25 protein-coding genes and 1 tRNA gene are annotated in these 25054 nt (G+C 68.1%); 23 read left to right on the top strand and 3 right to left on the bottom strand.

Going from position 1 to position 25054, the window contains the following annotated elements:
- Window positions 1-8: 8 nt before the first annotated feature.
- The gene (locus VKV57_02695) at window positions 9-980 is read left to right on the top strand and encodes a polymer-forming cytoskeletal protein (GenBank protein ID HLW58814.1); all 972 of its coding nucleotides are present in this window, start codon (window positions 9-11) and stop codon (window positions 978-980) included.
- Window positions 981-1031: 51 nt separating this feature from the next.
- Here the strand turns inward: VKV57_02695 and VKV57_02690 are convergent, their stop codons facing one another.
- Window positions 1032-2018 carry a transposase gene (locus tag VKV57_02690; GenBank protein ID HLW58813.1) on the bottom strand — a complete coding sequence of 329 codons (987 nt, stop codon included), beginning with the start codon at window positions 2016-2018 and terminating at the stop codon, window positions 1032-1034.
- A 156-nt stretch (window positions 2019-2174) separates the two neighbouring features.
- Here VKV57_02690 and VKV57_02685 point away from each other — a divergent pair.
- The 3 genes from VKV57_02685 to VKV57_02675 all read left to right on the top strand — a co-directional run bounded on the left by VKV57_02685 (window position 2175) and on the right by VKV57_02675 (window position 4246).
- A tRNA-Arg gene (locus VKV57_02685) sits at window positions 2175-2250 on the top strand.
- A 157-nt stretch (window positions 2251-2407) separates the two neighbouring features.
- Window positions 2408-2806: a cytochrome c gene (locus VKV57_02680; protein HLW58812.1), complete on the top strand. Its 399-nt coding sequence runs from the start codon at window positions 2408-2410 to the stop codon at window positions 2804-2806.
- Window positions 2807-3193: 387 nt separating this feature from the next.
- Window positions 3194-4246, top strand: coding sequence for an ABC transporter substrate-binding protein (locus VKV57_02675; GenBank protein HLW58811.1), 1053 nt, complete (start codon window positions 3194-3196; stop codon window positions 4244-4246).
- 30 nt (window positions 4247-4276) lie between these two features.
- Here the strand turns inward: VKV57_02675 and VKV57_02670 are convergent, their stop codons facing one another.
- Window positions 4277-5590 (bottom strand): amidohydrolase, encoded by a 1314-nt coding sequence (locus tag VKV57_02670; GenBank protein HLW58810.1) that lies wholly within the window; start codon window positions 5588-5590, stop codon window positions 4277-4279.
- Between the two features lie 279 nt (window positions 5591-5869).
- Here VKV57_02670 and VKV57_02665 point away from each other — a divergent pair, with 279 nt between their 5' ends.
- Window positions 5870-7024 (top strand): M20 family metallopeptidase, encoded by a 1155-nt coding sequence (locus VKV57_02665; GenBank protein HLW58809.1) that lies wholly within the window; start codon window positions 5870-5872, stop codon window positions 7022-7024.
- 54 nt (window positions 7025-7078) lie between these two features.
- On the opposite strand, the gene VKV57_02660 is transcribed toward VKV57_02665, so the two are convergent.
- On the bottom strand, window positions 7079-7852 hold the full coding sequence (locus tag VKV57_02660; GenBank protein ID HLW58808.1) for a methyltransferase domain-containing protein: 774 nt from the start codon (window positions 7850-7852) through the stop codon (window positions 7079-7081).
- Window positions 7853-7911: 59 nt separating this feature from the next.
- Here VKV57_02660 and VKV57_02655 point away from each other — a divergent pair, with 59 nt between their 5' ends.
- The 18 genes from VKV57_02655 to hisIE all read left to right on the top strand — a co-directional run bounded on the left by VKV57_02655 (window position 7912) and on the right by hisIE (window position 25043).
- A complete protein-coding gene (locus VKV57_02655) occupies window positions 7912-8325 on the top strand; it encodes a hypothetical protein (protein ID HLW58807.1) in 414 nt (137 codons plus the stop codon).
- A 442-nt stretch (window positions 8326-8767) separates the two neighbouring features.
- Window positions 8768-10498, top strand: coding sequence for a biosynthetic-type acetolactate synthase large subunit (gene ilvB / locus VKV57_02650; protein ID HLW58806.1), 1731 nt, complete (start codon window positions 8768-8770; stop codon window positions 10496-10498).
- A 53-nt stretch (window positions 10499-10551) separates the two neighbouring features.
- Window positions 10552-11037, top strand: coding sequence for an acetolactate synthase small subunit (gene ilvN / locus VKV57_02645; protein HLW58805.1), 486 nt, complete (start codon window positions 10552-10554; stop codon window positions 11035-11037).
- 14 nt (window positions 11038-11051) lie between these two features.
- Complete coding sequence (gene ilvC / locus VKV57_02640) at window positions 11052-12101, top strand: ketol-acid reductoisomerase (GenBank protein HLW58804.1); 1050 nt, start codon at window positions 11052-11054, stop codon at window positions 12099-12101.
- 36 nt (window positions 12102-12137) lie between these two features.
- Window positions 12138-13673, top strand: a complete 1536-nt coding sequence (locus VKV57_02635; protein ID HLW58803.1) for a 2-isopropylmalate synthase — start codon at window positions 12138-12140, stop codon at window positions 13671-13673.
- 5 nt (window positions 13674-13678) lie between these two features.
- Entirely contained in the window at window positions 13679-15262 is a 1584-nt protein-coding gene (gene cimA / locus VKV57_02630; protein ID HLW58802.1) for a citramalate synthase, read from the top strand.
- On the top strand, window positions 15259-16341 hold the full coding sequence (gene leuB, locus VKV57_02625; GenBank protein HLW58801.1) for a 3-isopropylmalate dehydrogenase: 1083 nt from the start codon (window positions 15259-15261) through the stop codon (window positions 16339-16341). The genes cimA and leuB overlap by 4 nt, the downstream gene beginning before the upstream one ends.
- A gap of 170 nt (window positions 16342-16511) precedes the next feature.
- Complete coding sequence (locus tag VKV57_02620) at window positions 16512-17528, top strand: 2-dehydropantoate 2-reductase (GenBank protein HLW58800.1); 1017 nt, start codon at window positions 16512-16514, stop codon at window positions 17526-17528.
- 12 nt (window positions 17529-17540) lie between these two features.
- Complete coding sequence (locus VKV57_02615) at window positions 17541-17864, top strand: YerC/YecD family TrpR-related protein (GenBank protein HLW58799.1); 324 nt, start codon at window positions 17541-17543, stop codon at window positions 17862-17864.
- Window positions 17861-18274 carry a cytochrome c-type biogenesis protein gene (locus VKV57_02610; protein HLW58798.1) on the top strand — a complete coding sequence of 138 codons (414 nt, stop codon included), beginning with the start codon at window positions 17861-17863 and terminating at the stop codon, window positions 18272-18274. Before VKV57_02615 ends, VKV57_02610 begins: the two co-directional genes overlap by 4 nt.
- Before the next feature lie 151 nt (window positions 18275-18425).
- Complete coding sequence (gene hisZ / locus VKV57_02605) at window positions 18426-19706, top strand: ATP phosphoribosyltransferase regulatory subunit (GenBank protein ID HLW58797.1); 1281 nt, start codon at window positions 18426-18428, stop codon at window positions 19704-19706.
- A complete protein-coding gene (hisG, locus tag VKV57_02600) occupies window positions 19703-20347 on the top strand; it encodes an ATP phosphoribosyltransferase (GenBank protein HLW58796.1) in 645 nt (214 codons plus the stop codon). The genes hisZ and hisG overlap by 4 nt, the downstream gene beginning before the upstream one ends.
- Window positions 20348-20362: 15 nt before the next feature.
- Window positions 20363-21673 carry a histidinol dehydrogenase gene (gene hisD, locus VKV57_02595; protein HLW58795.1) on the top strand — a complete coding sequence of 437 codons (1311 nt, stop codon included), beginning with the start codon at window positions 20363-20365 and terminating at the stop codon, window positions 21671-21673.
- Window positions 21670-22260, top strand: a complete 591-nt coding sequence (gene hisB / locus VKV57_02590) for an imidazoleglycerol-phosphate dehydratase HisB (GenBank protein ID HLW58794.1) — start codon at window positions 21670-21672, stop codon at window positions 22258-22260. The genes hisD and hisB overlap by 4 nt, the downstream gene beginning before the upstream one ends.
- Window positions 22257-22883: an imidazole glycerol phosphate synthase subunit HisH gene (gene hisH, locus VKV57_02585; protein HLW58793.1), complete on the top strand. Its 627-nt coding sequence runs from the start codon at window positions 22257-22259 to the stop codon at window positions 22881-22883. Before hisB ends, hisH begins: the two co-directional genes overlap by 4 nt.
- Entirely contained in the window at window positions 22861-23583 is a 723-nt protein-coding gene (hisA, locus tag VKV57_02580) for a 1-(5-phosphoribosyl)-5-[(5-phosphoribosylamino)methylideneamino]imidazole-4-carboxamide isomerase (protein ID HLW58792.1), read from the top strand. Before hisH ends, hisA begins: the two co-directional genes overlap by 23 nt.
- A 4-nt stretch (window positions 23584-23587) precedes the next feature.
- Window positions 23588-24346 (top strand): imidazole glycerol phosphate synthase subunit HisF, encoded by a 759-nt coding sequence (gene hisF, locus VKV57_02575; protein ID HLW58791.1) that lies wholly within the window; start codon window positions 23588-23590, stop codon window positions 24344-24346.
- 16 nt (window positions 24347-24362) lie between these two features.
- Window positions 24363-25043, top strand: coding sequence for a bifunctional phosphoribosyl-AMP cyclohydrolase/phosphoribosyl-ATP diphosphatase HisIE (hisIE, locus tag VKV57_02570; protein HLW58790.1), 681 nt, complete (start codon window positions 24363-24365; stop codon window positions 25041-25043).
- Window positions 25044-25054: the final 11 nt, after the last annotated feature.

Below are 25054 nucleotides of genomic sequence, written 5' to 3'. Positions count from 1 at the left end.
CATATGCCGTGCTCATCTCCGCAACCGCACTCCTCGCCGGTTCCCGACCGGCGGGAGCGGCGGAGCTGCTTCTCCGGGTCGGCGATCTCCAGGTGCCCGCGGGGACGATCGTGCGCGGAGACGCGATTGCGGTGGGGGGGACGGCGACCATCGACGGTACGGTTGAAGGCGATGCGGCCGCTCTTGGGGGAAGCGTCGAGGTCACCGGGCACATCGAAGGATCAGTCCGCGCCCTCGGGGGCAACGTGATCCTTCATTCCGGGGCGGTAGTCGACGGGCAGGCTCGGGCGATCGGCGGAACGGTCGAGCAGGAACCGGGCGCCTCTGTTGGAGGGGCTCAGCCGCAGGCGGGGCCGCTGCCCCAACTGCCGCCGCTGCCGTCGCCTGGGCCCCGCGCGTTTCCCCTCCCGCCGCCGTGGGTCCATCCGTTTCCCGCTCCCGGTCCGTGGTCCCCCTGGCCGTGGGGGTCGGCGGGCTCGATCCTCGCGCTGAAGTCATTTCTCTCGCTCCTTTACCTTGGCGCATTGGCCACCTTTGTGGGATCGGCCTGGCTCGTCGCCATCCTGTTCCCCGGGCTCACGGCCCGCCTGGCAAAGGTGATGGAGAGGGACCCACTCGGAACGTTTGGGATCGGGCTCCTGGGATGGCCGATCGCGGCGATGCTGGCCCTTATCTTGGTGATCAGCGTGATCGGGCTGACCGTGGCGTTCCTGGTGCCGGTGGCGGTCCTCGTCGCTCTGCAACTCGGAACGACCGCGGTCGCCCTCCTCATCGGTCAGCGCGTTCGGCGGTCGGACGTGGCCCACGAGGTGGTGATCGGGGCCGTGATCCTCGCCGTCGCGTTCAGCATTCCCCGTCTAGGATGGCTGTTGGTACTCGCGGTGTCGACCTGGGGGCTTGGGTCGGTGTTCCTGGCGATACTGGAGGGGCGCCGGTCGCGGTCGGTTCCCCCGCCCCCGGCGTTCCCACAGCAATCATGACCTCTCCGGCATTCCCTCACCCTCCCGGGATGGGCATCACTTCGGGTAGTGTCAAGGTTTTTGTGTAGATTCCCACGAGAGAGGACGCCCCGCGGCATGTTGATTGAACGCCCAGATCACGGCAAACATGATGCGATCGCAACTGGCCGTATTCGTGAAGCAGGACATGGGGCGGGTGCGCCGGCGGACCTCGCGGAAGGCCCGTTCAATCGCGTTCGTGGTCCGCACGTTGCGCAGGACGTGGACCCAGCAGGCTTGGCGCGGGACCTGCGGATAGACGAGGGGGAGGGCGGCGTGCAAGCTGGCATGGCCGTCGGTCGTGATCAAGCGCAGCGCCGCGCCGGTGAGGCCCTGGCAGGCGAGATTGATGAGGAAGGGCTCCCAGGTGGCCTGGCATTCTTGCCGGACGAGGCGGTAGTCGAGGAGTTCGCGGCGGCCGGTAGCGGTGAGACCGTAGGCGACGAGGGCATGGCGCCGCCGGGTGCCATCGGGGGTTTTGACGCGGAGCGTGACCGCATCGAGGAAGAGATAGCGGTAGTGATCGGCGAGGCGACGGACATGAAAAGCCGCCACGGCCTGATCGAGGGCCTGGGTGATCTTCGACACGGTGGCGGGACTGACCGTATCGCCCAGGAGGGGGGCCAGGATCGGGCCCACCCGGCGGGTACTGAGGCCACCGAGGAAGACGGCGTGGACGAGGCGATTCACCTGGTCCGTGCGCGGTTGGTAGCGCGCCACCACGGAGGGCTGGAAACCCGCATCCCGCGCCCGGGGGATCTGGAGATCTGGGATGGTGCCCCAGGTCGTGGTGAGGTGCCGGCGGTAGACCCCATTCCGGTAGCCGACGCGGCCATGGTCGCGGACATACCGGCCGGCATGGAGATAGGCGTGCAGCTCGTCATGCATGCGGTTCTCCAACAGGAGCTTGACCGTCCGCAGCGTTTGCTGCGAGACGCCGCCCCACAGGGTGGCCGGATCCTTGACCTCCCTCCACAGATCGGCTACGGTAAGATCGGTCAGTGGTCGTACACTGGCCATGGGCGTATCCCTCCCTTGACTTGGTTGGCCCTAGGTTTGGGGTTGGGGATACGCCCTCTCTCATCGGAGCCCTGCCTTTTACACAAAGCACTGTACACTACCTCACTTCGGGGTGGGCCGACTCTCTTTCGCTTCCTTTGTTATAATAGGGACGACGCGCCCGTAGCTCAGCGGATAGAGCGTCGGCCTCCGGAGCCGTAGGTCGGGGGTTCAAATCCCTCCGGGCGCGCCAAATTATCAAGCGTTTCCGAAAGCTGACTCCGGGCGCGGTGTCCGATTTTGCTAATCACCGTGCACTCGGTGAGCGCACAAGGTGGGCAACATCTGGGTGGAAGGTCGAGAATGGGAGGCCCGCCGGAGCAAAAGGCAAGTGGGAGGTGGGATTGGCCATGTCTCTCAAACTGTGGCTGGCGCTTTGGATCGTCCCCGGTGTACTGGTGTTGGCCTTGATTGGGGGGCCATCTTCCCCGGTGACCGGAGCAACCTCCATGATGACGACGAATCTGTCCGGTCAGCAGTTGTTCACCTTAGCCTGCGCGTCCTGTCATGGCATGACGGGGGCTGGACATAAGTTCACGCGCAAAGGGCAGACGATCGAGGTCCCCGCGATCACCTATTCCGAATTGTCGAAAGCATATGCCAAGGACTTTGATAAAAAAGCGCGTGCGGCGATAGTGGAAGGACTTGACGAAGAGGGCAAGCCCCTCCACCCAATGATGCCACGGTGGACGATGCTCTCTCCGGCGGATGTGAATAAACTCATCGCCTACATGAAGACCCTGAAGTAACACAACTTCCTCGATCCCGAGCGCGAAGGTAGGGAGATCTCCTCCTTCTCGGTTTGCCCCCGAGCATGCACGGACGGCCGCGCCCGCAGTTCTCGATAATCCCGAGGGGCTTCATTCCCCGGCTCGCTCCGGTGGGACATTTCTCGCCGGCGGATCAGCGCAGCGGGCTCGAGAAAACAAGGCTCTTGATCCTCCAATAGCGAACGGACTTATCAAGAAGCCGTCACCCACCTCCGGTCGCGTCAGGCGGGATCCGCTCCGAGCGGCGCGTCGAGGTGGTTCTCATCGCCCGATTCGACGGAGCGTGTGCGGCTGGGCGTGTCGTGCGAAAGAGCCGTGGGGATTGCACGGCTGGATGTGGGAAGAGGACGGGACGGAGGTGAGGGGATGGGGGATGATCGGATCACACTGTTCACGCATCCGTTCAGCAGGCGGGGTCTGATCAAGGGAGGAGCTGCGGTCGCTCTCGGGTGGGCCGGAGGACAACTTCCGGGATTGCTCCCCCCCGCGAGTGCGCAGGGCATGACCGGTCTCTCCGAGCAGCTCGGCTGGCTGGCCAACGCGCAGATGGCGGGCGACTTTGTGGCGGTTGGCAAGGGATACTTCAAAGAGGCGGACATCGACCTCAAGATCCAGCCCGGGGGGCCTAACATCGACGCGGTGCAGATCGTTGCCGGGGGCCGGATTCCGATGGGGAACGCCTCCTCGGTGGCGGTCCTCGTGACGGCGAGGAGCCACGGGTTGCCCGTCAAGGCGTTCGGCACCGTGCTGCAGAAGCACCCGTTCGCGTTCATCTTTATGACGAAGTCCGGGATCCACACCCCGCACGACTTCATCGGCAAGACGATCGGCATCCAAGCGACCGCGCGGCCGCTCTTGGAGGCCGTCCTCGCCAAGTACCAGATCCCGAGCGATAAGGTGAAGGTGCTCTTCGTCGGCGGAGACACCCACCCCCTGGTCACCGGGCAAGTGGACGTTATCACCGGCTGGATCATCGATGCGCCTCAGATCGAGGCGGTGCGGCAAGCGGGGAGCTTCAGCTATTTCCCTCTGTGGGATCTCGGGATCAAGCTGTACGCCTACACCTACTTCACGACGGATCGAGTGCTGAGCGAGCGGAAGGATGTGCTCGCCCGGTTCCTCTCCGCCAGCGCCCGGGGGTGGATCTACGCGGCCGAGCACCCGGACGAGGCGGTGGATTTCGTGATGAAGCAGACCACCGGCCTCGACCGCACGCTGGAGCTCCAAACATGGAAGAACGAGATCCCGTACATGACCTCGCCGCTCACGAAGCAGCATGGGTGGGGATACATGGAGCCGAAGGTGTGGACCGCGATCAGCGACACCTACTACGGCCTCAAGCAAATTCCAACCGCGGTCGCTGCGTCAGATGTGATGACGGACGAGATCGTGGAGATGGCCAAGACACCCAAGGTGTGACGCGCGTCGGCGCGGCAATCGAGGGGGCGGTCAGGCCTCAGACCGCAGGCGGCGCCAGATCTTCGCCGTTTGGGTGAGCAGTTCGGTCACGTCAAGGTGGATCGGCTGGCGGTCTCGGATGAGCCGCCGGCCATCCACCCACACGTGCCGGACGTCGTGGCCCTTTGCCGAGTACACGAGCGTCGCGGCGATGTTGTGCCACGGCTGCAGGTGGGCAGCTTCCATCGCGATCGCGATCAGATCCGCGCGCTTGCCGGGCTCGAGGCTGCCGGTCTGCGCCTCGATCCCGAGGGCCCGGGCGCCATCGATCGTCGCCATCCTGAGCAGCCGATCCACCGGGACCGCGGTGGGATCGTCGGCCCCCACTTTGCCGAGCAAGCCGGCGGTCTTCATTTCATCGAAGAGGTCCATTCCGTTGTTGGTGGGGGCCCAGTCGGTGCCCAGCGCCATCCGGACCCCGGCCCGCACCATCGCGGCCGTCGGCGCGACGCGCGCTTCGATCTTGGCGTTGCTGGCCGGGCAGTGGGCGACCCAAGTGGCGGTGTCCGCGAGCAGCCGGATCTCCTCCGCATCAATATAGAGGCAGTGTGCCGCGACGACGTCGGGGCCCAGCACGCCGTTCTCGTGAAGGCAGCGGACGGCGCCCGCGTAGCCACGTGCGCGGACCGCGGAGAGCTCCGCTTCTGATTGGGCGCAGTGGATGAAGATTCGGGCCCTTGTCTCGTGTGCCAGCGCCCGGATCCGCCGCAGCAGCGCGTCGGAGCATGTGTCCGGCGCGTGCGGGCCGAGGCCGCAGTGGATCCGACGGGCGGGATCGGTGCCCCACCGTTCGACCAGAGCGAGCGCCGGGTCGAGTTCGAGCGCTCGATCGACGTCGTAGACGGTATGGCAGAGGACGGCCCGCATGCCCAAAATGTCGAACCCCTCGGCGATCGTCGCCATGTGGCCAAAACGATCGGCCGCCGTCGTGACGCCGTTGAGAAGCATTTCCAGGCCGCCGAGCAGCGTGCCCCAATAATAGTCGTCCGGACGGGCGCGGTCCTGGTGGGGGAGGGTGTACGCGGAGCGCGTCCACGCGTCGCGGGGGAGATCCTCCGCCAGCCCGCGGAACAGGGCCATGCATGTGTGGGTGTGGGCGTTGATCAGTCCCGGCATCACCAGGTGATGCCGGCAGTCCACCAGGATATCGCCGGGGCGCTGGGTTGCCGTTCCGGCGATCACCTGCGCGATCCGGTCCCCTTCGATCACGACGGTTCCCGGCGCGAACACCTCGGCTTTCGCGTTCATCGTGACGACGGTGCCCCCGCTGAGGATCTGTCGGGGTGCGCCACCTTCCTGGGGCATGGGGTGGGCTCCTGTTTCGTCGGCCGCCCCGGCGTGACAGACGTCGGCCGAGCGGTGCGGACGCTCATGCCGGAGGGCCATGGGCGCATGGTTTGCCGTGGGTGCGGGTGTTCTCCTTCCGCCGCTGCAGGCAGGCGCGGGGGAGTGCTCGGCGGTCGCGCGTTGCGCCCCGGACGCCTCGCACGGGGGCAGGGGAGGGTTGCGCGGGCAGTGAACGGAGGACTGCCAAAGGGCCGGCAACGCCCCGCGTCAACGTCGAGCTTGAAGGAGAGGCGCCGCATGCCCCGTGCTTCGGAGGTGCAGGTGGACCCGCAGGAGGCCGTGGCGCTGCTCGCCGAGTGCGTCAGGGCGGAGAGCGTCAATCCCCCGGGCAACGAGGAGCGGGTGACTTCCCTGCTGAGCCGGCGATTTGAGCGGGAGGGGCTTCCCGTGGAGCTGCACCGGCTCTCCCCGGGCCGCGCCAACCTGGTCGCGCGCCTCCGCGGGAGCGGGGGTGGTCCGACGCTTGTCCTGAGCGGCCACACCGACACCGTCCCGCCGGGAGAGGCGCCCTGGCAGCACGGTCCGTGGTCCGCCGATCTCGCCGGCGATCGACTGTATGGGCGGGGCGCCTGCGACATGAAATCCGGCCTCGCGGCGATGGTGCTGGCGGTGCTCCTCTTGCGTCGGAGGGGCGTGCCGCTGCGTGGCGATCTCGTCCTCGCCGCCTCCGCAGGGGAGGAGGTGGATTGCCTGGGGGCCCGGTCGTTTATCGACACGGGAGGGCTCTCGGGGGTCGATGCCATCGTCGTCGGAGAGCCCACCGGAGGCGAAGTGGCCATTGCGCACAAAGGCGCGCTCTGGCTCAGGCTGACGACTCGAGGGCAGACAGCCCATGGGGCGATGCCGGAAAGGGGCGTGAACGCGCTGCTGCTGATGCACAGGGTCATCGACCGCCTCGAGCGGTTTAGGCTGCCCGCCGACGCCCATCCACTCTTGGGGCAGGCGACGATGAGCATCAACACGATCCAAGGAGGGCACTCCGTGAACGTCGTCCCGGATCGCTGTCGGGCGGAAGTGGACATGCGGACGGTGCCGGGATTGGATCACGCGGGTCTCGAGCGGGACGTGCGGGGGGCGCTGGGTGACCTGGGATTTCCGGTCGAGGTAGAGGTCTTGACGTCCAGGCCTCCCGTGCAGACGGATCCTGAGGCTCCGGTGGTCCGTCTGGCTCGGGAGGTTGTCACGCGAGACGGGACGGCACCACGGGCGCCGGTCGGGCTGGCGTACTTCACGGATGCCTCGGTGTATCAGCCCGCGCTCAAGGTGCCGGTCGTCGTATACGGGCCGGGCGAGGCGAGTGTCTGCCATCAACCCGACGAGTGGGTCGCGCTGCCGGCGTACCTAGAGGCGATCCGATTCTACGCCGCGCTGGCCCAGGCGTACCTATCCTGATCGCGGTTCGCGCGCCGCGGGGACGCGGCCGCTGCGGCGGTCCCGTCCGGTCAGCTACTGTTTGATGGCGAGGATGACGATTTCATCCCAGGCAAACTGCAGGCGGTCGCCGTCCACTTGAATCGCAAAGGCGGCCTGAGCTTCCGGCGGCGCGCCGCGCATCTGCTCGCGGAGTTCAGCCGCTTCACCTCGCGGAACGCCGCCCCGCTGAGCCCAGTCCTCGAACTCCTGCGGGACCTGAGTCATGGTCGCCGCCCGAACCCGCAGGCCGCTCTGTTCGAGCATCGCGCGCAGCCGGCTGGGCGGATGATTCGCCACGTGCGATCGGTCGCGCCGCAGTTCCCAGTCGTTCATGAGCCGGGCGAGCTCCGGGATCTCCGGGGCACAGGTGTCGTCGAGGACGACCCGTCCCCCCGTCTTGACGACCCGCGCCATTTCAGCGAGCGCCCTGGGCAGATCGGGAAAATGATGGGCGGCGACCCGGCACGTCACAATGTTGAAGGCGCTGGACCAAAACGGCAAGGCTTCGGCATCCCCCAGGCACAGGGTCAGATTGGAGACTCCCCGATCTGCGGCGAGGCGTCCCGCCTCCCGCAGCATTCCCAGGGTGAGGTCCAACCCCACGACCCGACCGACCCGCGGAGCGAGCGCCAGGGCGGTGAATCCGGTGCCGGTGGCGACGTCGAGTGCGCACGCCTCGGAAGTGGGGGCCGCGAGCCGGATCAGTTCGCCCAACCCCTCGGACTGGCTGTGGAAGGCGCTGACCGCATACCAAGACGCCTGACGCCCGAATTGAGCCCGAACCGCGTGCTTGGCGTGGTCGCTCATCAATCCCGCTCGGGAGGAACGATGGGTGACCGGACGAACCTTAGGATGGTGGTCCCTCGATGAGTCTCATCCACGGGCACGCCTCTCTCCTCTTGATGGGTCTCACGCTCGTCGGCGACGGGCTCTGCGTCGCGCTGGCGCTCTTCGGAGACCTGACCGGACGCACCCGCCTCCCGCACATTTTCTGGTGGATTCTCTGGGCGGCGCAGATTCCCCTGGGCATCCAAGGCATCCTCGGGATCGACCTCCTCGCTCGTGGCGCCCGCCCGCGGACCGAGTATCATCTCATGTACGGTGGGCTCATCGTGCTCACACTCATCGCCCTCTACGGCCTCCGACCTGGTGGGACCCTCCGATGGACTTTTGCCAGGGACGACCAGGCGTATAGGGAATCGCGCTGGATGCTCGTCCTCTGCTTGTTCCTCGCCGCCCTCGTGGGTCGCGCGTATATGACGGGGGCCGTGGGGCGATGACGTTGCCAGATCACGCCAGCGACGACCACGCCGTGCTCCCGCGAGGTGTCGCGTGCCTACATCCCGAATCCGCACGAGCCGACCGCAATTTCTTGACAAAGCAGGGCGAGTTTGGTACATTCTCCGAAAGCCCCACGAATATAGGCAATGACGAGAGCAGGACGCAGCACGCCGGATCCGAGAGAGCCGGGTCAGGTGTGAACCGGCATCCGGTGCTGCGAACTCTCATCTCCGAGCTGCGGGAACCAAAGGCGGACGAGGAGTTCGCCGAGTAGCACCCGCCGGAACCCACCGAGACGGGGGAGAGGGCCGTGCCGGGTCTCGACGCCCGGGCGGAACTAAGGTGGTACCGCGGGGAGTCCCGTCCTTAGAGGACTCCGCGCGGTTTGTATTTTTTTCGGGACGTCGTTGGCAGTTCCGGCGGGAAAGGGGATTGAGGATCATGGCCCGACAGACGGTGCCAGGAACGAGGACGGCGGGGACCAGCACGATCAAGCGGATGTCCGGGGCCCGCGCATTGATCGAATGCCTCGATCGGGTCGGGGTGGAGGTGATCTTTGGGCATCCCGGAGGCGCCGCCCTTCCATTGTACGATGCGCTGTACGATGCCCGTCAGATTCGTCACGTCCTGGTCCGCCACGAACAGGTTGCCGCGCACGCGGCGGTCGGCTACCACCGGGTGACCGGGAAGGTCGGCGTCTGCATGGCCACCTCGGGGCCCGGGGCGACGAATTTGCTCACCGGGATCACCGACGCGATGATGGACTCCGCGGGGATCGTCGCGATCACGGGACAGGTCAGCACCAAGGTGATCGGCACCGATGCGTTTCAAGAAGCGGACGTGATGGGGATGTCGATGCCCGTCACCAAGCACAACTGCCTCGTGCAGACCCCCGCCGACCTGCCACGGATGGTGCTGCAGTGCTTTCTCATCGCCGGCACGGGGCGGCCGGGGCCGGTGCTCGTCGACATCCCGAGGGACATTGCCGCCACCGAGGCGGACTTCGAGTTCCCCGAGCAGGTCACCCTGCGCAGCGGCAAAGTCCCCCCGGCCGTGCCGAGCCCGAATCAGATCGCCGCGGCGGCTTCGCTGCTCAGCCAGGCGTCGCAGCCGGTGATCTACGCGGGTGGGGGCGTCCTCAGCAGCAACGCCGCGGCCGAACTGACCGCGCTGGCCCGCAAGACCCGCATCCCCGTCACCACGACGCTGATGGGCAAAGGCGGGTTCCCCGAGACCGACCCACTGTCGTTGGGGATGCTGGGGATGCATGGGACGGCCTATGCCAACTACGCCACAAACGCCGCCGACGTGATCCTGGCCGTGGGCGTCCGGTTCGACGACCGAGTCACCGGCCGGCTCAAGGACTTCGCCCCAAACGCTAAATTCATCCACATCGACATCGATCCGGCAGAGATCGGCAAGAACAAGCCGGCGCACGTCCCGATCGTGGGGGATGCCAGGGAAGCCCTGCGCGTTCTTGCCGCTCAAGTCACGCCGCCGGACTGCCAGGCCTGGCACCGGCAGATCGCCGAATGGAAGGACCGCTACCCGCTCCGCTACCGGCAGGAGGGGGACGCGATCCTGCCCCAGTTTGCGATCGACGAGATCTACCGCGCGACGCAAGGGAAGGCCATTGTCGTCACCGATGTCGGGCAGCACCAGATGTGGGCGGCCCAATTCTACCGCTCCACCGAACCGCGCACCTGGGTCACTTCCGGTGGGCTTGGCGCGATGGGGTTCGGGTTCCCCGCGGCGCTCGGCGCGCAGATCGGGCGCCCGGACGCGCTCGTCTGCGCGATCGTCGGCGACGGCGGATTCCAGATGACGCTGCAGGATCTGGCCACCGCGGTGGAGTGGGGCCTGCCGATCAAGATCTACCTCATCAACAATGGATCGCTGGGGATGGTCCGGCAGTGGCAGCAGCTGTTCTACCGGGAGCGGTACTCGCATGTCTTCCTGCAGAATCCGGACTTCGCCAAGGTCGCCGAGGCGTTCGGCGCGGTCGGCCTCACCGCCCGGCGGCCGGAGGAGGTCGCCCCCGCGATCGTACGCTCGCTGGAGATCACCGACCGGCCGTGCCTGGTCAACTTCTTCTGCCGGCCGGAGGAGAACTGCTACCCGATGATCCCGTCCGGCCAGTCGATCAAGGAAATGATCATCGAGGGAAAGTGAGCACCGCCGTCGTTGACCTGCCGGGCGGCGCGCGCGGAGAGGCCCCCAGGCCCATGAAGCACACCATCTCGGTGCTTGTGGAGAACGCCCCCGGCGTCCTGATGAAGGTCGCCGGTCTTTTCCGGCGCCGCGGGTACAACATCCACAGCCTGGCGGTGGGCGTCACCGAGCAGCCGACCGTCTCCCGGATGATCATCGCCGTCGAGGGGGAACCGGAGATCCTCGAGCAGATCATCAAACAGCTCAACAAGCTGATGGAGGTCATCAAGGTCAACGACGTCACCGGCTTCAGCACCGTTGACCGGGAACTGGCGCTGATCAAGCTCAACGCGACCCCGGCGACGCGGATGGAGATCATGGAGATCTGCAACGTGTTCCGGGCCAACGTCGTCGACCTGACCGAGAAGACGATGACCCTGGAGGTCACCGGTCGTTCGGACAAGATCGACGCGATCCTCTCGCTGGTGCAGAAGTACGGCATTCGCGAGATGGTGCGCACGGGCCAGGTGACCCTGGTTCGGGGCACCCAGCCTACGTGAGGAGGGGCGGAACGATGCCCGCGAAGGTCTACTACGAACAGGACGCCAACCTGAATATCCTCCGGGGCAAGCGCGTGGCCGTGATCGGCTACGGAAGTCAAGGCCACGCCCATGCGCAAAACCTCGGCGACAGCGGGATGTCGGTGGTGGTCGGCCTCTACCGCGGGAGCCGATCCTGGGCGCAGGCCGAGCAGGACGGTCTCGAGGTGACCACGGTCCCGGAGGCCGCGGCGCAGGCGGACATCATCCAGATCCTGATCCCGGACGAGATTCAGGCTCGGGTCTTTCGCGAGGAGATCCAGCCGCATGCGACCCGGGGCAAGGCGATCGGGGTCTCGCACGGCTTCAGCATCCACTTTCACCAGATCGTGCCGCCGCCGGACGTTGATGTTTTCATGATCGCCCCCAAGAGCCCGGGGCACCTGCTGCGCCGGATGTTCGCGGAAGGGAAGGGGGTGCCGTCGCTGCTCGCGATCCACCAGGATTTCACCGGGAAGGCCAAGGCCACCGCCCTGGCCTACGCCCACGGGATCGGCAGCCTGCGCGCCGGCGTCATCGAGACGACGTTTCGGGAGGAGACCGAGAGCGATCTGTTCGGCGAGCAGTCGGTGCTCTGCGGGGGGATCACGGAGCTGATCAAGGCGGGATTCGAGACGCTGGTCAACGCCGGGTACGCCCCGGAGATCGCGTACTTCGAATGCCTGCACGAGATGAAGCTCATCGTCGACCTCATCTACGAGGGCGGCCTCGGGTTGATGCGCTACTCGGTCAGCAACACGGCCAAGTTCGGGGACTTCACCCGGGGCAAGCGGATCATCACGGAGGAGACCCGGGCCGAGATGCGCCGGATTCTCGCCGAGATTCAGAGCGGGACGTTTGCCAAGGAGTGGATCCTGGAGAATGAGGCCGGGCGCCCCGTGTTCAACGCCCGGTACCGCCAGGAGGCCGATCATCCCATCGAGGAGATCGGGCGCCAACTGCGCGCGATGATGCCCTGGTTGAAGCGGGACGTCGGCGGCGCGAAGCCGGCGGCCAAGAAATCCGAAGCGAAAGCCAAGCGCTAGCCTCCCGGACGACGGGGGACGCGCGGAGGACGGGCCATGGGAGCAACGATCCGGATCTTTGACACGACGCTGCGGGACGGCGAACAGTCCCCCGGGTTCACGATGAACACGGAGGAGAAGCTCGAGGTCGCCCGGGCCCTTGCGGCGATGCGGGTGGATGTGATCGAAGCCGGATTCCCGATCAGCAGCAAGGGGGACCTCGAGGGCGTCAAGTTGATCTCGCGCGAGGTCCGGGGGACGGCAATTGCGGGCCTGGCGAGGGCCAACCACGCGGACATCGATGCGGTGGTCGAGGCGGTGCGGGAGGCCGAACGGCCGCGGATCCACACCTTCATTGCCACCTCCCCGATTCACATGGAGCACAAGCTGCGGATGACGCCCGACCAGGTGTTGGAGGCGTCGATCGACGCCGTGCGCTACGCCCGCGGCTTTACCGACGACGTGGAGTTCTCCGCGGAGGACGCCAGCCGCTCGGACCCGGAGTTCCTGTGCCGCGTATTCGATGGGGCGATCAAGGCCGGGGCCTCGACGATCAACGTCCCCGATACCGTGGGCTACGCCACCCCCGAGGAGTACGCCACCTTGCTCCGGTCGCTGATGGAACGGATTCCCGGGAGCGACCGGGTGGTCTGGAGCGTGCACTGCCACGACGATCTCGGGCTGGCCGTGGCCAATTCGCTTGCCGCCGTGCAGGTGGGCGCCCGCCAGGTTGAGTGCACGATCAACGGCATCGGCGAGCGGGCGGGCAACGCATCGCTCGAGGAGATCGTGATGGCCCTGCATACCCGCCGGAACTACTACGGGCACGAGACGGCGATCGACACGACGAAGATCTACCGCGTCAGCCGGCTGATCAGCGCGATTACGGGGATTCCGGTTCAACCCAACAAGGCCGTGGTCGGCGACAACGCGTTCGCCCACGAAGCCGGCATCCACCAACACGGGGTGTTGGCGAACCGGGAGACCTACGAGATCATGACCCCCGAGGCGATCGGCATCCCGAGCAACAAACTGGTGCTGGGGAAGCACTCCGGTCGGCACGCCTTCAAGAATCTCCTCGAGGGCAACGGGATCCGGCTCTCCGAAGGAGAGTTGCGCCAGGCATTTGAGGCGTTCAAGGCGCTCTGCGACAAGAAGAAGCAAGTGACGACCGAGGACATCATCGCTCTTGTGGAAGGCGAGCGCCGCGGCGTCCCGCACACCTACGCCCTCAAAGCGTTTCGAATCTCGACGAGCAGCACGCTTGCGCCCATGGCCGAGATCACCCTGGCGCGGGGGAGCGAAGTCTTTACCCAGGAGGCCACGGGGGACGGCCCGGTCGATGCGATGTACAACGCGATCAACGCGATCGTGGGTCTCTCCCCGTCGCTGGCCGACTACGCGATCAAGGCCGTGACCGGGGGGACCGATGCGATGGGGGAGGCGACCGTCAAAGTCCGGGACGGGGACGGGCTGTTCATCGGACGCGGGACGAGCACCGATGTGCTCGAGGCGAGCGCGAAGGCCTACGTCGCCGCGGTCAACAAGATCATTTACGAACGGCAGCACTGGATGACGAACGTCTACGGGTAGCCCCGATGGCCTCCGTGCGCATCGCCCTGTACGACACGACCCTCCGGGACGGGACCCAGGGCGCCGGCATCACCCTGAGTGCTGCGGACAAGCTGCGGATCGCCGAACGCCTCGACGAGTTTGGCGTTGACTACATCGAGGGAGGGTGGCCGGGCAGCAACCCCCGGGACCTCGAGTTCTTCGAGCAGGCCCGGCGCCATTCGTGGCGCCACGCGAAGGTAACCGCGTTCGGCAGCACCAGGCGGGCCGGCACCCCGGCGGATCAGGACGAGAACTTGCGGGTGATGCTCGCGGCGGGCACCCCCGCGGTCGCGGTGTTCGGAAAATCCTGGGACCTCCACGTGCGGGAGGCACTCCGCACCACGCTCGAGGAGAATCTTCGGATGGTCGAAGACTCCGTACGGTTTCTCAAGCACCGGGGCGCGGAGGTCATCTACGACGCGGAGCACTACTTCGACGGGTGGAAGGCCACCCCGGCGTACGCGCTGGCCACGCTGACCGCCGCCCACCGGGGCGGCGCCGACGTCGTCGTGCTCTGCGACACGAACGGCGGGTGCCTCCCCTTCGACATCCGGGCGGGGGTGGAGGCCGCCCGGAGCGCGATCGCCGCGCCGCTCGGGATTCACACGCACAATGACGGTGAGGTCGGGGTGGCGAACGCGATCGTCGCGGTGCGCGCCGGGGTCGTTCACGTCCAGGGGACGATCAACGGAATCGGCGAGCGCTGCGGCAACGCCAACTTGGTCTCACTCATCCCGAACCTCCAGCTGAAGCTCGGGTACGACTGCGTGCCGGCTGCCTCGCTCCGCCGGTTGGGGGAGCTTTCCCGGCTCGTCAGCGAGCTGGCCAACATGGCCCCCGACGAATACCAGCCGTTTGTGGGCAAGAACGCGTTCGCCCACAAGGGTGGGGTTCACGTCAGCGCCGTGATGGCGCACCCGCCGACGTACGAGCACATCCCTCCGGAGGTCGTGGGCAACGAGCGGCGCGTCGTCGTCAGCGATCTCTCGGGCCGGGCCAACGTGCTGTACAAGGCCGCGGAGATGGGGCTGGACCTCAGCAAGGACCGGCCGGAGGTGCGGGAGATTCTGGCGGAGCTCAAATCCCTGGAGCACGCCGGGTTCCAATTCGAGGGGGCCGAGGCGTCGTTCGAGCTCCTCGTGCGTCGCACCATGGGCCAGCATCGCCCCGCGTTTACGCTGAAGGGGTTGCGCGTGATGGTGGAACGAGGCCCGCACGGCGAGGCCGCCGCCGAAGCGAGCATCCGGGTCGCGGTCGATGGCCAGGAGGAGCACACGGCGGCGGAGGGCAACGGCCCGGTGCACGCGCTTGATCGCGCGCTGCGCAAGGCCCTGGAGCGATTCTACCCGGAGATCCGCGGCGTGCGGCTGGTGGACTACAAGGTGCGGGTGCTGAACGCCGGAGCCGCCACCGCCGCAAAGGTCCGCGTGCTGATCCAATCGACGGACGGGGTTCGGACCTGGGGGACGGTGGGCGTCTCCGAGAACGTCGTGGAAGCCTCGTGGCAGGCGCTCGTCGACAGCCTGGAGTACGTGCTCCTGGGCGACCGGGCCGGGGTGCGCCCATGAACGCGGGGCGGACGAGGCGGGTCGCGGTGATTCCGGGGGACGGGATCGGGCGTGAGGTGATCGCGGAGGCCGTCCGGGTCCTCGCGGAGGTCGACCGGCGGTACGAGCTCGGCTTGGAGTTTGAGGAAGGGCTCGCCGGCGGCGGCGCGATCGACGCGGTGGGACACCCCATCCCGGAGAAGACGATTGACCTGTGCCGGCGGTCCGAGGCGATCCTGCTGGGTGCGTGCGGAGGCCCGAAGTGGGACCGGGGACCGCGCGAGCTCCGCCCCGAGCAGGCGTTGTTTACCCTGCGCAAGACGTTCGGGCTGTACGCGAACCTTCGCCCTGCGACCATCTCGCCGGCTCTGCTCAGCGCCTCGCCGCTTCGGCGCGAGGTGGTTGAGGGCGCCGATATCTTGATCGTGCGCGAGCTCACGGGGGGCCTCTACTTCGGGGCCCAATCACGGACCGGCCAGGGGGCGGAGGCGGTGGCGATGGACACCCTCCCGTACTCGGCAGTGGAGGTGCGCCGGGTCGTCCGCAAGGCCTGCGAGGTGGCCCGCCGGCGCCCTCGCCGCAAGGTCACCTCGGTGGACAAGGCCAACGTGCTCGAGACCTCCCGGCTGTGGCGCGAGGTCGCCACCGAGGTCGCGCGGGAGTTTCCCGATGTGACATGCGAGCACATGCTCGTCGACAACTGCGCGCTCCAACTCGTCTACCGTCCGAAGCAGTTCGATGTGATTGTGACGGAGAACATGTTCGGCGACATCCTGAGCGACGAGGCGGCGGGGGTGATGGGGTCGCTCGGGCTGATGCCCTCCGCCAGTTTGGGCGACCAGCCCCCGGGGTTGTTCGAGCCGGTGCACGGGACCGCCCCCGACATCGCGGGGCGGGGGATCGCCAACCCCCTCGCCGCGATCTTGACCGGGGCGCTCCTCCTGCGCCACGGCTTGGGCCAGGAGGCCCCCGCGGCGGCGATCGAAGCGGCCGTCCAGAAGGCGCTCAGAGACGGGTGTCGCACCGCGGATCTCGCCGGAGAACGACCCGCCCTCGGCACCGCGGCGATGACCGACGCGGTGCTCGCCCGCCTCACCTGATCCACGGCCGGTGACCCGGCCGTCTCCGGGCCGCCGCGACCATGACCGGCGTACACCCGCTCCTGATGTCCCGCCGGGTTGGCAGCGGTCGGTGCGCACTCCGCCGGAACGGCGGGATTTCGGCGGGGATGGGTGGCGAGGGTGCGCGCCGCTGCCTGTGAGGTGAGGAAATGAAGCTGCTCATCATGGGGACGGGCGGCCTCGGAGGGTACTTCGGGGGACTCCTGCGGCGCGCCGGCGAGGACGTCACCTTCGTGGCTCGCGGCGCTCACCTCGAGGCCCTGCGATCGCGCGGGTTGCGGGTCATTAGCCCGGACGGCGATTTTGCGCTGCGGGTGCAGGCGGCGGGGCGGGCGGACGGCGCAGGCCCGGTCGACCTCATCGTGTTCGCCGTCAAGACCTACGACGTTGAGGAGGCCGCGGAAGTCATCCGCCCGGCGGTCGGGCCCGAGACCGCGATTCTCTGCCTGCAGAACGGCGTCGAGACCGAGGACCGCCTGGGGGCGATCTACGGCCCCCGGCGCATTCTCGGCGGGGTAACCTATGTCTCCGCCGCGGTTGAGGCCCCCGGCGTGATCCGGCACACCGGCCCGACGGGGGACATCGTTTTTGGCGAGATGGACGGATCCATGACACCGCGCGTCCGCACGATCGAGGGGACACTCCGGCGGGCAGGTGTTGGGGCGGACGGAACGACCGAGATCGTTCGGCGCCTTTGGGAGAAGTTCGTGTTCATCTGCGCGAACGCCGGGATGACCGCGTCGGCGCGCGTGCCGGTGGGTGAGGTGTTGCGGCACCCCGAGTCGCGGACGATGTACCGGGGGCTGATGGAAGAAGCCGCCGCGGTGGGGGCGGCCCGGGGGATCCCGCTGTCGGGAGTGGTCGACCGACAGATACGGATCGCCGAAGAATTGGTGGCGGGGAAGGGGTTTCACACATTCTCGTCGCTGCACAACGATCTCGCCGGGGGACGGCGGATGGAGCTTGACGCCCTCTGCGGCGCCGTCGTCCGGATGGGACGTGAGTGCGGCGTGGCCACCCCGCTCAATTTCGCCGTGGTCGCGGTGCTCCGGCCACACGAACGGAGCGGTGCCGCGGCGCACGCCGGACGCGGTGCGGAGGAGGAAGAAACCGCCCAATCTACGAAGGCCGTCCGAAAGCTGCCCGGCGACCGAGCACAGGGCTGAAGGGACGTTCGCGTGGCCAATCCGAAACTTCGCGACCTCCTCGCTGACGGGCTCTTTCGAGCGGTCCTTCAGCTCCGGACCGTGGAAGAGTGCTACCGCTTCTTCGAGGATCTGTGCACGATCGGGGAGGTCAAGGCGCTGGCGCAGCGGTTTGCGGTGGCGCGGATGCTGGCCCACGGGAAGACGTACCAGGAGATCGCTTCACGCACCGGCGCGTCCTCGGCGACGATCAGCCGCGTGCGCCGCTACCTGACCTACGGGGCCGACGGGTATGTCCTGGTGTTGAAGCGCCTGGGCGAGCCGTCCGCCGCCCCGTCTCGGAGGCGGGGGCGGTGAGGCGGGCGACCTCCCTCGCCGCCTGGGTCCTCTGCGCGATCGCGTGCACCGCTGCCGCCGTATCGGCGGAGACGCTTGACGACCGGGCCTACGCCGTGGCCCGCCAATTGATGTGCCCGGTCTGCGTCGGCCAGACCGTCGCCGAAAGCGACTCCACCTTGGCGAGGGAAATGAAGACGATCATCCGCGAAAAGCTGGCGGCGGGGGAGACGCCGGACCAGATCCTCCAGTTCTTCGTGGGGCAGTTCGGGGAGAGCGTCCTGGCCGAGCCGCACCCCGGCGGCGCCGCCCTTCTCCTGTACGCCGGGCCGCCCGCCGCGTTGATCCTGGGATTGGCGATTGCGGTGCTCTACATCCGGCGGGGGAGGTCGAGGGGGGCCGCGACCAACCCATCGGCGCCGGGTGCCTAGGCTGTGCGCGGCGCTTCGCCGTGGGGGCGGGGCGCTTCTTCGTTGGACTCCATCCGAACGGTTGACACCTCGTCGCGGCGTGTGCTACGATTACACGGCACTTTGATACTGTATCGCTTTATCATGATAAAGAAAGGACCAACCGACCGGCATGATGCGACGTGAACGATGGCAACAGATCCCTTCGGGGATGCGCGATCTCCTCCCCGATGAATCCGCGCGGGCGCGGACGATCACCGACGGCATCATCTCGCGGATGCAGCGATGGGGCTACCACGAGGTGGTGACGCCGACGATCGAATATTTCGACACCCTGGTCCGCGGGGAAGGCACCGAGGCCGGGGATCGGCTGTTTAAGTTGGTGGACCGCGGCGGCGAACTGCTCGCGCTGCGGCCGGAGATGACGACGCCGGTCGCCCGGTTGGTCACCACCCATTTGCGCGCCCAACCGCTGCCGCTACGCCTGGCCTACGCCGGGCAGGTATTCCGCGGATCGGAGACGGGGTCGGGCCGGCTGCGGGAGTTTCCGCAGGTAGGGGCCGAGCTGATCGGGTCGGATACCCTGGAAGCCGACGCGGAGATCGTGGCCCTTGCCGTGGACGCGTTGGCCGCGTCGGGTGCCGTGGAATGTTCGGTCAGCCTCGGCCACGTGGGGTTTCTTCGGGGCGTGCTCGGCGCCCTGGGGCTGTCGGAGGAGGGCGCCGCGGAAGTGCGGGCGCTCCTGTACCAGAAAGACTTCGTCGGGCTCCGCGCGGCGCTGGATCGCTACGGCGTGCCGGCGGCGCGCGGCGACGCGTTGATGGCGCTGCCGACGCTGAGCGGTCCCCACGCCATCCAGGAGGCGCGTCGGGTGGCCGAGACGCGGGAGACCCGGGGTGTGCTGCGCGATCTCGAAGCGCTGGCCGAGATACTGGAAGCGTACGGGGTGGGCGGCGCCGTCCGGGTGGACCTCGGCATCATTCGCGACTTCGACTACTACACCGGCATCGTCTTCGAAGGACACACCGCGGTGCTGGGCTTTCCGCTGCTCGGCGGCGGGCGGTATGACCGGTTGCTCGAAGGGTTCGGCGCGCCGTATCCCGCGACCGGGTTCGCGGTGCGAGTCGACCGGGTTCTCGCCGCATCTCCCAGTCGTGACGAAGAGGGAGGGGCGGCCGATGTGGCGGTGGCGTTTACGGCCGAAGACCGAACCGAGGCGCTGCGGCTGGCTCGGGCGCTGCGGGAGCGGGAACTGTCCGTGACCGTGGAGATCCTGGGGCGGCCGTGGGAGGAGATGGCGCGGGGGGCGTTCGCCGCCGGCACGCCTCGTGCGGTGCTGGTGACCGGCGGGCGCGCCGTCGTCCGCGACGCGGACGGCCACGAGCAGTCGGTGGCGGTGGCCGACCTGCTGGCCGGCCACCCGGGGAATGGGAGTGCGCCGTGGGCCTCATGACCGTGGCGGTGGCCTCCGGTCGACTGCTCGAGGACTCGATGCGCACCCTCGAAGCCGCGGGCTATCTGACCGCGGAGACGTGGCGGACGACCCGCCGCCTCATTCTTCCATGTCTGGACCCGCACGTTCGATGCCTGATCGCCAAGCCCGCCGACCTGCTGACGTACGTCGAGCACGGGGCCGCCGATCTTGGGATCGTCGGTAAGGACATGCTCCTCGAGCAGGGGCGGGATGTCTACGAGCTGGTCGATCTCGGCTTCGGCGCTTGCCGCGGCATCGTCGCGTTCCCCGAGGAGAAAGCCGCGGGGTGGGAGGCGCTGAGCCCGATTCGGATCGCCACCAAATACCCGCGGGTCACCGAGCGGTACTTCTGGGGGCAGGGGCGGTCGGTGGAGGTCGTCGAGATGAACGGGACCGTCGAGCTGGCTCCCCAGGTGGGGGTGGCGGACGGGATTCTCGACCTGGTGATGACCGGCCGCACGCTGGTGGAGAACCATCTCCTGGAGGTGACAGAGGTGTTCCGCTCCTCGGCGCGGCTGGTCGTCAACCGGGTGAGCCTGCGAACCCGGGCGGAGGCGGTGCGGACCGTGGTGGAGCGAATGCGAGAGGCGGCCTCGGCGCGGGCCCGATCATCGGTGTAGAAGGAGAGGCCGGGGGTGGAGATTCAACGGCTGGCAGAGGTTTCTCCGGGACGGTTGCGGCAGATTCTGCAGCGGTCGAGGGCCGACGTGTTCGACGCCGACCGCGCCGCCCACGTGCGTGCGATTGTGGAGGACGTCCGGGAGCGGGGGGACCCCGCAATCGTGGAGCAGACGCAGCGGCATGACGGCGTGACCCTGTCTTCGGATCGCCTCCGGGTGGACCGCCAGGAGTTCCGCGCCGCCCACGAGGCCGTGGACGGCGGGCTCCGGACGGCCCTCGCCGTCAGCATCGACCGGGCGAGGCGGTTCAACGAATGGCTCCGTCCCGCCGCGCTGCGGCTCGAGGAGCTGGAGGCCGGCCTGACCACGGGCGTCAAATTTGCTCCCGTCGAGAGCGTCGGAGTGTACATCCCCAGCGGGAAGGGAGCGTTCCCGTCCACATTGATCACGCTGGTGACCCCGGCGATCGTGGCCGGGGTCACCGATGTCGCCGTCGTAGTCCCCCCCCGAAAGGACGGAGGCGTGGACCCTGCCGTCCTCGTCGCCGCGGAACTGTTGGGGGTGTCGCAGGTGTTTCGGTGCAACGGAGTCGCGGGCATCGCCGGACTGGCCTTTGGGACGGGGACGCTGCCACGCGTCGAACTCCTCGGCGGTCCGGGAAACCCCTACGTCACCGCCGCCCAGATCGCCGTGCAGGCCTACGGGGTACGCCTGCTCTCCTTCCTGGGCCCGACCGAGTCCATGATCCTGGCCGACGAGACGGCCGATCCGGACCGGCTGGCCCTCGATCTCCTCAACGAGGCAGAGCACGGTTCGGACTCCGCTGCGATTCTTCTGGTCACCTCGGCGTCGCTCGCGGTCGAGGTTGGGGAGCGCCTCCCCCGGTATCTGGCGCAGCTCCCCGCCGGGCGCCGGGAGTTTGCCGAGGCGGCGATGAGCCGGTACGGCGGCGTGCTCGTGGTCGATTCCGTGGAGCAGGGGGTGGCGTTCGCCAACCTCTACGCGCCCGAGCATCTGCAGATTGCGACGCGAGATCCGTTCGCCACGCTGCTGCAGATTCGCCACGCCGGCGAGGTTCTGCTCGGTCAGGACACCCCGTTTTCCGCAGCCAACTATGCGATCGGCGTGCCGGCGGCGCTGCCGACGAGCGGCTTCGCGCGCGTCGCCTCGGGGGTCACCGTGCTCAGCTATCTCAAGGCGACGTCGATCGCGCACCTCGACGCCGCCGGGCTCGATCGCGTGCGGCCGGTGGTCGAACGGCTCGGCCAGTACGAGGACTTCCCGGCGCACGTGCTCGCGGTGCGGGCCCGGAGGGAGCCGTCATGAGCCGCGTCGGCCGTGTGGCCCGCGCGACCGCGGAGACGCGCATTGAGGTGACGTGGAACCTTGACGGCACGGGGGCCCACACCGGGAGCACGCGGCTCCCGTTTCTCGACCACATGCTCGCCCAGCTCGCGCGGCACGGGCGATTTGACCTGGCCGTCGACGCCAGCGGGGACCTGGAGGTTGACGCGCACCACACCGTGGAAGACGTCGGCATCGCGCTCGGCCGGGCCCTGCGCGAAGCCCTCGCGGACGGCGCGGGGATCAACCGCTACGCCTCAGAGTACGCGCCGCTCGATGAGGCGTTGGTCCTGGCCGTGGTCGATGTCAGCGGGCGACCGTATCTCCACTATGCGATCCCCGTGCCCCGCCAGCGGTTGGGGGACTACGACACGGACCTCACCGAAGAGTTCTTTCGGGCGTTCGTGATGAACGCCGAGATCACCGTGCACCTCCTGCTCCTGCACGGGCGGAACGCACACCACATCATCGAGGCGGTTTTCAAAGCGTTTGCCCTGGCGCTCGACCGGGCGACGCGGGTGGATCCGCGGGTCCCGGGCATCCCGTCGACCAAGGGGACGCTCGCATGATCGCGATCGTGGACTACGGCGCCGGCAACCTCCGGAGCATCCGGCGCGGACTGGAGCGCCAAGGGCTCGAGGTCTGCGTCACCGACTCGCCGCGCTCCCTGGCCGAGGCGGATGCGCTGGTCGTCCCCGGAGACGGCGCGTTTGGCCCGGCGATGGCGCGCCTGCGGGACGCGGGATTCGTCGAGCGCATCCTGGCTTTCGTCGACTCGGGGCGGCCGTTTTTGGGGATCTGCCTCGGGATGCAGGTGCTGTTTGAGGAGAGCGAGGAGGACGGCGTCCACAGGGGGCTCGGCCTGCTCCCCGGTCGGGTCGTCCGCCTCTCCACCGGGGTCAAGACTCCCCACATGGGGTGGAACGCGCTGAACATCGTTCGCCCGTCCCCACTCCTGGACGGCTGCGCGGCGGGGATGTACGTCTATTTCATCCATTCCTACCACGCGATTCCCGGGAATCCCGCGCTCGTGGCGGCCACGGCCGACTACGGCGGGGAGCTGGCCGCCGTCGTCGGCAGCGGCAACGTCTGGGCCACCCAGTTTCACCCGGAGAAGTCGGGGGCGGCCGGCATCCGGATGCTGACCAACTTCGCTCGGTGGGCTGTCGGTGCTGGTGCTGCCGGCGGTTGACGTGCGCGGCGGACGGTGCGTCCGGCTCGTTCAGGGGGCGCCTGACCGTGAGCATCTCTACGACGACGACCCGGCCGCCGCGGCCCGTCGGTGGATGGCCTGCGGCGCCCCCTGGGTGCACGTCGTCGACCTTGACGGCGCGTTTACCGGCATCCAAATCAACGCGGAAGCGATCCGCCGCCTGATCGCCGCGGTGGAGATCCCGGTCCAGGTGGGGGGAGGGATGCGGGATTTGGGGACGGTCGAGCGGTGGTTGGAAGCGGGGGCCGCGCGGGTGATCCTGGGAACCGCCGCCCTGTCCCGTCGGGACGTGCTTGAGGAAGCGTGCGCGCGGTTCGGCCACCGGGTGGTGGTGGGGATCGATGCGCGGGGCGGCGAGGTGGCGGCGGAGGGGTGGGTGACCCGCACCGGACTGTCCGCGTCCGCCGTTGCCACGCAGGTCGTCGCGGCGGGCGCCCGGCGGATCATTTACACGGACATCGGCGCGGACGGGATGCTGGCGGGGCCGAACGTCGGCGCCATCGAACAAATCCTGCGCGAGGTCGACGTCCCGGTGATCGCCGCCGGCGGGATCGCTTCGGCCGGCGACATCCGGCGCCTCCGGCCGCTCGAGGCCCGGGGGCTGGAGGGCGTCATCGTCGGCCGGGCCCTCTACGAGGGGCGCGTCCGGCTCGAGGACCTCTTGGCCGCGGCCGCGTGAAGCGATGCTGGCGCGGCGAGTGATCCCCTGCCTCGACGTCGACGCAGGGCGGGTCGTCAAGGGCACGAGTTTCGTGAACCTGCGCGATGCGGGCGACCCGGTTGAACTGGCGGTCTTGTACGATCGCGAGGGTGCCGACGAGATCGTCTTCTTGGACATCACGGCCAGCCACGAGCGACGCGGGATCATGGAGGAGGTGGTCCGGCGGACGGCCGACACGCTCACGATCCCGTTCACGGTGGGCGGCGGCCTGCGTACCGTTGAAGATCTCCGCCGGATGCTGAACGCCGGCGCGGACAAGGTCGGCCTGAACACGGCGGCGATTCAGCGGCCCGAGTTGATTCGGGAGGCGGCCCTGCGCTTCGGCAGCCAGTGCATCGTCGTCGCGATCGACGCGCGCCAGGAGGCGCCCGGGCGGTGGGAAGTCTACACGCACGGGGGCCGGACACCGGCGAATCGAGACGCCGTCGCTTGGGCCCACCAGGCCGTGGACCTGGGGGCGGGGGAGCTGCTGATCACGAGCATGGACCGGGACGGGCACGAAGACGGGTACGATCTTGCCCTGACCCGGGCCGTCACGCAAGCGGTGCGGGTGCCCGTCATCGCTTCGGGGGGCGCGGGCCATCCCCGGCACTTCGTGGAGGTCATCGAGCACGCGGACGCGGATGCCGTGCTCGCCGCGTCCATGTTTCACTTCCGGCGGTACAGCATCTCCGAGGCGAAGGCCGAGATGGCCGCCGCGAGGATCCCTGTTCGCCGGTGAACGGGAGGACCGTGAGATGGACGAGAGCGGAAGCATACGGTTCGATGCGGACGGGCTGGTGGCCGTGGTGGCGCAGGATAGCGCCAGCGGCGAGGTGCTGATGGTTGCGCACATGGATCGGGAAGCCCTGCGTCGGACCCTGCAGACCGGAGAAGGATGGTACTGGAGCCGCAGCCGACGTCAGCTCTGGCGTAAGGGCGAGACGTCGGGGCACACTCAGCGCGTGACGGAGGTTCGGGCGGACTGCGACGGCGACGCGCTGCTGCTTCGGGTTGAGCAAACGGGAGCGGCGTGCCATACCGGGCACCGTTCCTGCTTCTACCGGGGGGTCGCGCAGCGAGACGGCGAGGCGGCCATCGCCGTCGACTCTACAGCGGTGGAGCCGGAGGGCCGGGCCGAGCGACCCGGCCGCGGTGACGCCGAGGTCCTCAGCGAGATCGCGGCCGTGCTCAGCGACCGCCGCGCGACGCCCCGCGGAGGGTCCTACACGACCCGGCTGTTCTCGGAGGGGCTGGCCCGGCTGAATGAGAAGATCATGGAAGAAGCCGCGGAAGTGACTCGGGCCGCCCGGAAGGAGACCCGCGGACGCCTTGTTGAGGAAGTCGCCGATCTCTGGTTCCACACGCTGGCCCTCCTGGTGTTCGTTGGGGTGAGCCCTGGCGAGGTGTTTGCCGAACTCGCGAAGCGGCGACGCTAGGCCGTTCCCTC

Source organism: bacterium, assembly GCA_035307765.1.
In the GTDB taxonomy this organism is placed as follows: domain Bacteria; phylum Sysuimicrobiota; class Sysuimicrobiia; order Sysuimicrobiales; family Segetimicrobiaceae; genus Segetimicrobium.
This window is presented reverse-complemented; position numbering and strand designations above follow the sequence as displayed.